The sequence below is a fragment of the Staphylococcus ureilyticus genome (assembly GCF_025558845.1).
GTDB classification, from domain to species: domain Bacteria; phylum Bacillota; class Bacilli; order Staphylococcales; family Staphylococcaceae; genus Staphylococcus; species Staphylococcus ureilyticus.
In genome coordinates this window covers 185,431-197,284 of the sequence record NZ_CP094825.1, presented here as the reverse complement: position 1 = coordinate 197,284, position 11,854 = coordinate 185,431, and the positions used below count along the sequence as shown (strand labels likewise).

General features: G+C 40.4%; 7 protein-coding genes and 3 rRNA genes. All 10 read right to left on the bottom strand.

Annotation, left to right across the window (positions count from 1 at the left end; all coding sequences use genetic code 11):
* Positions 1-60 precede the first annotated feature (60 nt).
* Positions 61-390, bottom strand: coding sequence for a cyclic di-AMP receptor DarA (gene darA / locus MUA21_RS00840; protein WP_046206571.1), 330 nt, complete (start codon positions 388-390; stop codon positions 61-63).
* A 26-nt stretch (positions 391-416) separates the two neighbouring features.
* Positions 417-1,034, bottom strand: a complete 618-nt coding sequence (tmk, locus tag MUA21_RS00835) for a dTMP kinase (protein ID WP_046206572.1) — start codon at positions 1,032-1,034, stop codon at positions 417-419.
* Between the two features lies 1 nt (position 1,035).
* Positions 1,036-2,379 (bottom strand): aminotransferase class I/II-fold pyridoxal phosphate-dependent enzyme, encoded by a 1,344-nt coding sequence (locus tag MUA21_RS00830; protein WP_073346260.1) that lies wholly within the window; start codon positions 2,377-2,379, stop codon positions 1,036-1,038.
* Positions 2,380-3,061: 682 nt separating this feature from the next.
* Positions 3,062-3,176, bottom strand: a 5S ribosomal RNA gene (gene rrf, locus MUA21_RS00825).
* Between the two features lie 77 nt (positions 3,177-3,253).
* Positions 3,254-6,174: ribosomal RNA gene (locus MUA21_RS00820) — 23S ribosomal RNA — on the bottom strand.
* Between the two features lie 283 nt (positions 6,175-6,457).
* A 16S ribosomal RNA gene (locus tag MUA21_RS00815) occupies positions 6,458-8,011 on the bottom strand.
* The 16S, 23S and 5S rRNA genes sit together here, the layout of an rRNA operon.
* 527 nt (positions 8,012-8,538) lie before the next feature.
* The gene (recR, locus tag MUA21_RS00810) at positions 8,539-9,135 is read right to left on the bottom strand and encodes a recombination mediator RecR (protein WP_046206986.1); all 597 of its coding nucleotides are present in this window, start codon (positions 9,133-9,135) and stop codon (positions 8,539-8,541) included.
* 4 nt (positions 9,136-9,139) lie between these two features.
* A complete protein-coding gene (locus MUA21_RS00805; RefSeq protein WP_026034724.1) occupies positions 9,140-9,457 on the bottom strand; it encodes a YbaB/EbfC family nucleoid-associated protein in 318 nt (105 codons plus the stop codon).
* A gap of 89 nt (positions 9,458-9,546) precedes the next feature.
* A complete protein-coding gene (dnaX, locus tag MUA21_RS00800) occupies positions 9,547-11,256 on the bottom strand; it encodes a DNA polymerase III subunit gamma/tau (protein WP_073344944.1) in 1,710 nt (569 codons plus the stop codon).
* A gap of 59 nt (positions 11,257-11,315) precedes the next feature.
* Entirely contained in the window at positions 11,316-11,846 is a 531-nt protein-coding gene (locus MUA21_RS00795) for a GNAT family N-acetyltransferase (RefSeq protein WP_046206988.1), read from the bottom strand.
* Between the last annotated feature and the right edge of the window lie 8 nt (positions 11,847-11,854).

Genomic DNA, 11,854 nt, shown 5'->3' with positions numbered 1-11,854 from the left:
ATTAGCTAATCAAATAGCAACATGTAAGTCGAAAAGTTACCATATACAGCAACCATGTTTTTAGAATTGATGGAAAGCTTCAACTGGCATAACAAATACCGTTGCTCCGCCAACTTCCACTTCAACTGGATAAGGTATATATGAATCAGCACTTCCACCCATCGGGGTAATCGGTGATACAAGTTGTTCTCTATTTCCACAAGTATCATTAATAACCTGTAGCATTTCATCGACACGATTATCTTCTACACCTGATAAGAAAGTTGTATTGCCCGCTCTTAAAAATCCACCTGTTGTTGCAAGTTTTGTCGCTCTAAAATTATGTTTAACAAGTTTGTCTGAAAGCTCCTGACTATCCTGATCTTGTACGATTGCTATAATCATTTTCATACTAAACACCTCTTTTGAATATTATATCATAATTTTTCTAAATAATTGGTGATAGATTCATACGTTGCATTCACTACTTTATCTATACTTTGATCCGCATTAATTACAATAAAGCGCTCAGACTCATTATGAATAATCTTTTTATAACCTTCAACTACTTTTTCATGAAATTTTACATCTTCTTGATCTAATCGATTTTGATTTCTTTGATTTTTTAGTATTCGCTCTCTACCAACTTCGACACTCACATCTAGATAGATTGTTAAGTCTGGATATAATCCATTAATGGCAAATTCATTAATAGATTTAACTTCTTCTATACCTATACCCCTTGCATACCCTTGATATGCTAATGAACTATCAATATAACGATCACATAGAACAATATGATCATTATCTAATGCTGGAATAACTTTACCTACGAGGTGTTCCCGTCTTGATGCAGCAAATAATAATGCTTCAGTACGGTCATCCATATCTTCTCCCTCTAACAATACTTCTCTTATTTGCTCTCCTGTCTTCACGCCTCCTGGCTCTCTTGTAAGTACGATATTATACTCATGTTTGAGTTTTTCTGCAACTTGTTGTATTACAGTTGTTTTTCCAGAACCTTCTGGCCCCTCAAAAGTTATAAAAGCTGACATCTTATTCATCCTTAATTTCTATTTTAAAATTTTTTATTCCTTCTACTCTTTGTTGCTGTTCACACCAATAATTCATTAATTTTACCATATCTTCTGTGATTTTTTCTCCTTTAAACATTATTGGAATACCAGGAGGATACGGCACAATGTGATTAGCTAATATTTTATTTTCTGCGTATTTAATGTCTATTTTCCGCACATTATGTATTTCGCCACCATAATACATACTACTCCCCGTTCTATACGGTACGCTGACATTTATATCGTCCTGTCTTTCTACTAATTGAACCTTTTCAATCCTTGATAGTAATTCATCAAATGGGAATTGATCACCTTCATGCCACAACGGCAACACCATTAACACTTGAAAGTCATCAGCCAATTCAACATAAATATGGTGTGCTTCAAAGTATGATTGTAATTCGTAACCATGATACCCTCTGCATCTTACATTTAGTTTTAGTGGGTCATCAACCTCCACAATTTCGAACCCTTTGTTTTCCAATTGTTGAACCAATTGTTCTCTCTTTTGAAAAAAGTATTCGCTATGATAATCGTCATAAAATTTTTGTGCCAGTTCTAGGCTACTCATTAATAAATATGATGGACTAGAAGATTGAAAATAGGATAAATATCTTATGACTGCTTCTCGACAAGGTGCATTTTTATGAATAAATATCACTGAACTCATCGTTAGTGATGGCAGTGTTTTATGATATGACTGCACAACATAATCCGCGCCCATGTTCAATGCCGTTTCTGGAAAATGTTCAAATCCTAAATGTGCACCATGTGCTTCATCGATTAGCATTGGTATTTTCAAAGTTTTTAAAAGTTCTGTAACAGTTTTTATATCAAAACATTCACCATAATAATTAGGGTAAGTAAACACTGCTAGTTTACTATCTTTTACTTGATCATATAATGACGTTTTGTCAGGTCCTAGATATTGATTCGTAGCGTCACTGACATCCATTTTTAATAATTGTGCCTTTGCCTTTATTAAATCTAATGCATGAAATACAGACTTATGTACATTGCGCGCTATCGCATATTCACCATTTTTTGAGGAAAACGCTTGAATCACTGACAATATTCCTGAAGTAGTACCATTCACTAAATAATAAGCATCATAATCAGGGTGTTTATCAACATTCTTCATGCTTTCAGCTATTACTGACTCAGGAGAATGTAAGTCATCAAGCCCTGTAATTTCTGTCATATCCATTTTAAAATCTAATTGATTCAAGTACCCAATAGTCATATTTTTATGTCCAGGTACATGTAATGAAATAGGTTCTTCAGCTAATAGTCCTTTCAATTTATGTAACAACGATTTGCTCATGCTTATCCTCGCTTTTCAATTCAATATTTCTTGTTTCATTACAATCCCACTATATAAATAATAAAATTAACATTACCTTATAAAACAGTATAACGTTGTAATCTTCTACATTTTAACATAATAATATAAAAAAATGCGTGCACTTAATAACCATAGTTTTAAAGTATCGTGCCTTTATGAGTTAATGATATCGATACATGACCTTAACTCATTCTGTTAAAATTCTTTTTATGCAAAAAAGACCCTTTCGGGTCTTGATTGCCTGTAAAGTCACACTTCTTAATTTTAATTTTTACGTTTGACATTTATATATATTGTAAATTTACATGTTATTGAAATAGTGTGACTTATACATGAGCTTTAGCTCATGTATTCCTCTTTACCTACTCTTGCGGAACGTAAGTCAGCTACCTTCGGCGCTAAGAAGCATTCCTGACTTCAGACAAGCGCTCGTAAAGTACCACTCTCAATTTATTGAGATAGCGGTACATATGCATGAGTTTTTGCTCATGCATTCCTTTTACTATTTCACGCTTTCCTCACTCACTTACCGCTTGTAAGCTCGTTTCGTCTCTCGTTTACTTCGTCAGCTTCAAACGCTTTCTTTTGTCAGTTTGCAGTTCTTCGAACTGGAAGTTAAGCTCCTTTTATGTAAAAAAAAAGACCCTTTCGGGTCTTGATTGCCTGGCAACGTCCTACTCTTGCGGAACGTAAGTCCGACTACCATCGGCGCTAAGGAGCTTAACTTCTGTGTTCGGCATGGGAACAGGTGTGACCTCCTTGCTATAGTCACCAGACAATGTCATGTATAAAATTTATACACTCAAAACTAGATTGTAAGTAAAATTTAGTTTAACCAACAAAACTTTTAAATTTGATTAAGTCTTCGATCGATTAGTATTCGTCAGCTCCACATATCGCTATGCTTCCACCTCGAACCTATTAACCTCATCATCTTTGAGGGATCTTATAACCGAAGTTGGGAAATCTCATCTTAAGGGGGGCTTCATGCTTAGATGCTTTCAGCACTTATCCCGTCCATACATAGCTACCCAGCGATGCCGTTGGCACGACAACTGGTACACCAGAGGTATGTCCATCCCGGTCCTCTCGTACTAAGGACAGCTCCTCTCAAATTTCCTACGCCCACGACGGATAGGGACCGAACTGTCTCACGACGTTCTGAACCCAGCTCGCGTACCGCTTTAATGGGCGAACAGCCCAACCCTTGGGACCGACTACAGCCCCAGGATGCGATGAGCCGACATCGAGGTGCCAAACCTCCCCGTCGATGTGAACTCTTGGGGGAGATAAGCCTGTTATCCCCGGGGTAGCTTTTATCCGTTGAGCGATGGCCCTTCCATGCGGAACCACCGGATCACTAAGTCCGTCTTTCGACCCTGCTCGACTTGTAAGTCTCGCAGTCAAGCTTCCTTGTGCCTTTACACTCTATGAATGATTTCCAACCATTCTGAGGAAACCTTTGAGCGCCTCCGTTACTCTTTAGGAGGCGACCGCCCCAGTCAAACTGTCCATCTGACACTGTCTCCCACCATGATTAATGGTGTGGGTTAGAAATCCAATACAGCGAGGGTAGTATCCCACCAACGCCTCCACGTAAGCTAGCGCTCACGTATCTAAGGCTCCTACCTATCCTGTACAAGCTGTACCGAATTTCAATATCAGACTACAGTAAAGCTCCACGGGGTCTTTCCGTCCTGTCGCGGGTAACCTGCATCTTCACAGGTACTATGATTTCACCGAGTCTCTCGTTGAGACAGTGCCCAAATCGTTACGCCTTTCGTGCGGGTCGGAACTTACCCGACAAGGAATTTCGCTACCTTAGGACCGTTATAGTTACGGCCGCCGTTTACTGGGGCTTCGATTCGTAGCTTCGCAGAAGCTAACCACTCCTCTTAACCTTCCAGCACCGGGCAGGCGTCAGCCCCTATACATCACCTTACGGTTTAGCAGAGACCTGTGTTTTTGATAAACAGTCGCTTGGGCCTATTCACTGCGGCTCTCCTGGGCGTGAACCCTAAAGAGCACCCCTTCTCCCGAAGTTACGGGGTCATTTTGCCGAGTTCCTTAACGAGAGTTCGCTCGCTCACCTTAGAATTCTCATCTTGACTACCTGTGTCGGTTTGCGGTACGGGCACCATAAATCTAGCTAGAGGCTTTTCTCGGCAGTGTGAAATCAACGACTCGAGGAAACAATTCCCTCTCCCCATCACAGCTTGACCTTATGAGTGCCGGATTTGCCTAACACTCAGTCTTACTGCTTGGACGTACAATCCAATCGTACGCTTCGCCTATCCTACTGCGTCCCCCCATCGCTTAAAACGATTCATGGTGGTACAGGAATATCAACCTGTTATCCATCGCCTACGCCTATCGGCCTCAGCTTAGGACCCGACTAACCCAGAGCGGACGAGCCTTCCTCTGGAAACCTTAGTCAATCGGTGGACGGGATTCTCACCCGTCTTTCGCTACTCACACCGGCATTCTCACTTCTAAGCGCTCCACATGTCCTTGCGATCATGCTTCAACGCCCTTAGAACGCTCTCCTACCATTGTCCTACGGACAATCCACAGCTTCGGTAATATGTTTAGCCCCGGTACATTTTCGGCGCAGTGTCACTCGACTAGTGAGCTATTACGCACTCTTTAAATGATGGCTGCTTCTAAGCCAACATACTAGTTGTCTGGGCAACGCCACATCCTTTTCCACTTAACATATATTTTGGGACCTTAGCTGGTGGTCTGGGCTGTTTCCCTTTCGAACACGGACCTTATCACCCGCGTTCTGACTCCCAAGTTAAATTGATTGGCATTCGGAGTTTGTCTGAATTCGGTAACCCGAGAAGGGCCCCTCGTCCAAACAGTGCTCTACCTCCAATAATCATCACTTGAGGCTAGCCCTAAAGCTATTTCGGAGAGAACCAGCTATCTCCAGGTTCGATTGGAATTTCTCCGCTACCCTCAACTCATCCGCTCACTTTTCAACGTAAGTCGGTTCGGTCCTCCATTCAGTGTTACCTGAACTTCAACCTGGTCAAGGGTAGATCACCTGGTTTCGGGTCTACGACCAAATACTCAACGCCCTATTCAGACTCGCTTTCGCTACGGCTCCACATTCACTGCTTAACCTTGCATCAAATCGTAACTCGCCGGTTCATTCTACAAAAGGCACGCCATCACCCATTAACGGGCTCTGACTACTTGTAAGCACACGGTTTCAAGTTCTCTTTCACTCCCCTTCCGGGGTACTTTTCACCTTTCCCTCACGGTACTGGTTCACTATCGGTCACTAGAGAGTATTTAGCCTTGGGAGATGGTCCTCCCAGATTCCGACGGAATTTCTCGTGTTCCGTCGTACTCAGGATCCACTCAAGAGAGAACAGATTTTCGACTACAGGATTATTACCTTCTTTGATGCATCTTTCCAGATGCTTCGTCTAATCTATTCCTTTGTAACTCCGTATAGAGTGTCCTACAACCCCAACAAGCAAGCTCGTTGGTTTGGGCTCTTCCCGTTTCGCTCGCCGCTACTCAGGGAATCGATTTTTCTTTCTCTTCCTGCGGGTACTAAGATGTTTCAGTTCTCCGCGTCTACCTTCGATACGCTATGTATTTACGTATCGATAATACGACATAACTCGTATTGGGTTCCCCCATTCGGAAATCTCTGGATCACAGCTTACTTACAGCTCCCCAAAGCATATCGTCGTTAGTAACGTCCTTCATCGGCTTCTAGTGCCAAGGCATCCACCGTGCGCCCTTAATAACTTAATCTATTTGCTTTCCAACTCGACAACCGTCGGTTGAAAATCCAAAATGTTATTAATCTGTGAGTGTTCTTTCGAACACTAGCGATTATTTCTTTTTGAATTCAAGCTTATTTAAAACTCTTATTCACTCGGTTTTGCTTGGTAAAATCATAAATTTTACTTACTTATCTAGTTTTCAATGTACAAATCATTAAAGAATACTCGAATGAGCATTCAAAACTGAATACAATATGTCAATGTTATTCCTTTGTCATCTTCTATAGAAGATGTTCCGAATATATCCTTAGAAAGGAGGTGATCCAGCCGCACCTTCCGATACGGCTACCTTGTTACGACTTCACCCCAATCATTTGTCCCACCTTCGACGGCTAGCTCCATAGATGGTTACTCCACCGGCTTCGGGTGTTACAAACTCTCGTGGTGTGACGGGCGGTGTGTACAAGACCCGGGAACGTATTCACCGTAGCATGCTGATCTACGATTACTAGCGATTCCAGCTTCATGTAGTCGAGTTGCAGACTACAATCCGAACTGAGAACAACTTTATGGGATTTGCATGACCTCGCGGTTTAGCTGCCCTTTGTATTGTCCATTGTAGCACGTGTGTAGCCCAAATCATAAGGGGCATGATGATTTGACGTCATCCCCACCTTCCTCCGGTTTGTCACCGGCAGTCAACTTAGAGTGCCCAACTTAATGCTGGCAACTAAGCTTAAGGGTTGCGCTCGTTGCGGGACTTAACCCAACATCTCACGACACGAGCTGACGACAACCATGCACCACCTGTCACTTTGTCCCCCGAAGGGGAAGGCTCTATCTCTAGAGTTGTCAAAGGATGTCAAGATTTGGTAAGGTTCTTCGCGTTGCTTCGAATTAAACCACATGCTCCACCGCTTGTGCGGGTCCCCGTCAATTCCTTTGAGTTTCAACCTTGCGGTCGTACTCCCCAGGCGGAGTGCTTAATGCGTTAGCTGCAGCACTAAGGGGCGGAAACCCCCCTAACACTTAGCACTCATCGTTTACGGCGTGGACTACCAGGGTATCTAATCCTGTTTGATCCCCACGCTTTCGCACATCAGCGTCAGTTACAGACCAGAAAGTCGCCTTCGCCACTGGTGTTCCTCCATATCTCTGCGCATTTCACCGCTACACATGGAATTCCACTTTCCTCTTCTGCACTCAAGTTTCCCAGTTTCCAATGACCCTCCACGGTTGAGCCGTGGGCTTTCACATCAGACTTAAGAAACCGCCTACGCGCGCTTTACGCCCAATAATTCCGGATAACGCTTGCCACCTACGTATTACCGCGGCTGCTGGCACGTAGTTAGCCGTGGCTTTCTGATTAGGTACCGTCAAGACGTGCACAGTTACTTACACATTTGTTCTTCCCTAATAACAGAGTTTTACGATCCGAAGACCTTCATCACTCACGCGGCGTTGCTCCGTCAGGCTTTCGCCCATTGCGGAAGATTCCCTACTGCTGCCTCCCGTAGGAGTCTGGACCGTGTCTCAGTTCCAGTGTGGCCGATCACCCTCTCAGGTCGGCTACGTATCGTTGCCTTGGTAAGCCGTTACCTTACCAACTAGCTAATACGGCGCGGGTCCATCTATAAGTGATAGCAAAACCATCTTTCACTTTAGAACCATGCGGTTCTAAATGTTATCCGGCATTAGCCCCGGTTTCCCGGAGTTATTCCAGTCTTATAGGTAGGTTACCCACGTGTTACTCACCCGTCCGCCGCTAACGTCAAAGGAGCAAGCTCCTTATCTGTTCGCTCGACTTGCATGTATTAGGCACGCCGCCAGCGTTCATCCTGAGCCAGGATCAAACTCTCCATAAAAAATTATGATGTTTGATTAGCTCATAAAATACTAATTTGTGTTATTAATAACACGTTGTTTTGATTCAACATTTAATGTTGAAATCGGAATTAACGTTGACATATTGCAATTCAGTTTTCAATGTTCATTTGTTTCAATCACAATAATTAATTCTACAGGTTTTGGCTTTGAAAGTCAAGAACTTTTTAAAATTAATTTTAAAGCTTGTTTTGAAATATTGTTTTGTGTGTCGTTTTGTTTCGTCCGACAAGTAAATACTATACACGCTTAAAACGCTTTGAACAACAGTAAAATTTACACTTTTATGTAAAACCAAAAGTACAACTTCTCCAAATTACATACTTTAAAATATCAAAAAATACATAAAGTTCGTTTTTATTACTTCGTCATGGGATTTGGTATCGAAAAAAAACTGATAAACCTCTATAAAACAAACTTTACTATTTATTAAAATTCTTTTCGAAAAATTAAAGCTACCTTAAAAAAGGTAGCTTCGGTTTCATTTGAATTTACAATTGAGCATTTACTACATCTCTGTTCTGCCCATAATCGCTTTTGATAAGGTTACTTCATCCGCGTATTCTAAATCTCCGCCGACAGAAAGTCCTTGCGCTAATCGAGTTACTGTTAGACCAATTGGTTTGACCAGTCTTGATATATACATCGCTGTTGACTCACCTTCCAAATTGGGGTTCATCGCTAAGATTAACTCTTTCACTTCGTCATTTTTCAAACGATTAATCAAACTTGGAATATTAATATCTTCCGGTCCTATGCCATCCATCGGAGAAATAGAACCATGTAATACATGGTACAAGCCTTTATATTCACGCATTTTTTCCATAGCGATTACATCTTTATCGTCCTCAACTACACAAATAATTGAGCGATCTCTCTGTTTATCCTGACAAATATAACATGGATCTTGCTCAGTAATATGCCCACATTCACTACAATAGGTAAGTTCTCGTTTAACATCGACTAAAGCTTTAGCAAATTGAACGACATCGTCTTCTTTCATATCTAATACATGAAACGCCAGACGTTGGGCTGTCTTAGGCCCAATGCCTGGCAGTTTCATGAAACTGTCGATAAGTTTGGATATTGGTTCTGGATAGTGCATACAATCACATTCCAGGAATATTTAAGCCTTGTGTATGCTTACCTAAGCGTTCTTGAGTAAGTTCATCAGCTTTATTCATCGCTTCATTAGTAGCAGCAATAACTAAATCTTGTAACATTTCAATGTCATCTGGATCAACTGCTTCTTCTTTAATTTCTACATCGAGAACTTCTTTGTGACCTGATACTGTGACAGTCACCATGCCACCGCCAGCCGTACCTTGTACTTTTTCTTCTTTTAATTTTTCTTGCTCTTCATTCATTTTCTTTTGCATTTTCTGCATTTGTTTCATCATTTGTTGCATATTTCCGCCACCGCGCATATATTTATCCTCCTTAAAAACTTCAATCTCATCTGATTGTATTTCATCTTTTGTCTCATTATACATGCCTTTTAATTCATTGTCATGTATCACTCTTCATCTATGACATTTACTGTATTTTCTCCAAATAAGTCCTTCGCCTTTTGAACGACATCAACATCTTCAGGTGACGTTGTTGTCGCTGTTCTGTTTTCCTCGGCACTTGTACCTTGTTTACGATTTTGAAGATATTCTGTCCTTACCCTCATCCACTGGTCTGCTGGGACACCGACTACTTTCACTGTTTTATCTATAATGTTACATACTACGTTCTCAATATTCTCTCTTTTTTCATCATCTTTATTTACAATCTCACAATGTATTTCTTCTTCGAATTTAATCAGTACATGGGTTTCACTTGCTGCCACTGGTTCTGAATTTTGAAGAAGACTTACTAGTGACTTCATATCATTACTCTTAGCGTGATCTATAACTTCTTGCCAGTGGTCTTTAAGTTGCTTAATATCTTCTTTGTTAGCTTTGTCTAACACTTTGGCTATTTGTTGCATTGAAAATGCATTTTTCGATTGTGGACCTTTACTAGCTGTTTTTTTAGCTTGTGGTTTAGCATTGTTAGCTACGACGCCCTGTGATTTTAAAGTTTTTAATTCATTTTCTAATTGTTCCATTCGCTGTAACAATACTTCATTATTCGGCTCACTGGCTACACTCGTTGTAGCAACAGTTTGCACATTTTCAGGTTCTCCTTTAATCATTTCTGCTATTTTAACTAATAATACTTCAAAATGAACACTTTGATTGACACTAAATCTGATTGAAACAAGCGTATCATTAATCACGTCAATCATTTTATATAAAGTATCTAAGTCAAAATGCATCAGTGCATCATATTCAGAGTCCATATTAGATGTCTTATTCATAATGGTATCTCTTACAAAATAAATCATATCGTTAATCAAGCGATTTACTTCTTTACCTTGTGCAATAAATTGATGGTAAGTTGAAAATGCAGTTTTTACATCTCCTTCAACTACCTCTTTCAGTAAATCATTCAACGCTTGAGCATCTACACTACCAGTTACATTCAACGCGTCTTGTAATGTAAGGTGTTCATCGCCAAAAGCGATTGCTTGGTCCATAATGCTTAGCGCGTCTCGCATACCGCCTTCAGAAGCTTTAGCGATAAAATCTAAGGCTGCATGATCATATTCTATCTCTTGATTGTCTGCTACGAATTGCAAACGTTCTACAATTTCATCATGGCTAATTGCTTTAAAATCAAATCTTTGCGCTCTTGAAATAATTGTCGGAGGTATTTTATGTGGTTCAGTAGTCGCCAAAATAAAGATTGCATGGGCTGGTGGTTCTTCTAAAGTTTTCAATAACGCATTGAAAGCGCCTGTTGTTAACATATGAACTTCATCTATAATGTATACTTTGAATTTTGATTCACTTGGTGCGTATTTAACTTTATCTCTGATATTTCTAATTTCATCCACACCATTATTACTAGCAGCATCTATTTCAATCACATCTGAATTCGTTCCGCGCGTAATACCTGTACAAATAGCGCATTCATTACAAGGTTCTCCATCAGAACGTTCTAGACAGTTGATAGCTTTCGCGAATACTTTTGCGATACTTGTTTTACCTGTTCCTCTAGGTCCACTAAAAATATACGCATGTGATTGTTTTCCTTTTGAAATTGCGTTGCGCAATGTTTTAGTTACATGTTCTTGGCCTACTACATCTTCAAAACTTTGGGGCCTGAACATTCTATATAAAGCTTGATAATTCACCTTTGCACCTCCAATAACATTCAACAACTATTATATCACTGTGCTTTATATTTTGAATATTAATTAAATGCCTCTGGATAAACTACATTACCATTTGGTTGCTCAACAAGTTGTTCCCACAAGAATTTAACCATAAAGTATTTCGATGGCACATCAAACGGACTATAAATTTGATAACGGCTCGCCTCTTCATAACCTAACATACCATAATATCCAGGATCTCCAAGTACAATGATTGTCGTATAATCTTGCGCTTTTGCACGTTCCTCCACTGCTTGGACAAGGGCTTTACCTATACCTTTACCTCTGTATTTCGGCAATACGGATAAAGGGGCTAACGCTAAGGCGGTAAAGCGTGTTTCATCGTTAATAATCTCTATTTCCGAAAGCATCACATGACCAACGACATCACCTTCATCTGTCTTAGCAACAACTTCCAATTCGTAATTATATTCTGTCGACGCTCTAATTTTCAAAACTAAATCTTGTTCATCATGGTTGGACTCTACGACGTTTTCAAAAGCGGTTTTTATTTCCTCTAAACTTGCGTCATAGTCATTTTCAGTTAATGTACTTAAATAAATTTGCATATGTCGTT

Coding starts and splice junctions, on each gene's coding strand:
- MUA21_RS00830 (WP_073346260.1), bottom strand. CDS start 2,379: ATGAGCAAATCGTTGTTACATAAATTGAAAGGACTATTAGCTGAAGAA.
- darA (WP_046206571.1), bottom strand. CDS start 390: ATGAAAATGATTATAGCAATCGTACAAGATCAGGATAGTCAGGAGCTT.
- tmk (WP_046206572.1), bottom strand. CDS start 1,034: ATGTCAGCTTTTATAACTTTTGAGGGGCCAGAAGGTTCTGGAAAAACA.
- MUA21_RS00805 (WP_026034724.1), bottom strand. CDS start 9,457: ATGCGCGGTGGCGGAAATATGCAACAAATGATGAAACAAATGCAGAAA.
- MUA21_RS00795 (WP_046206988.1), bottom strand. CDS start 11,846: ATGCAAATTTATTTAAGTACATTAACTGAAAATGACTATGACGCAAGT.
- recR (WP_046206986.1), bottom strand. CDS start 9,135: ATGCACTATCCAGAACCAATATCCAAACTTATCGACAGTTTCATGAAA.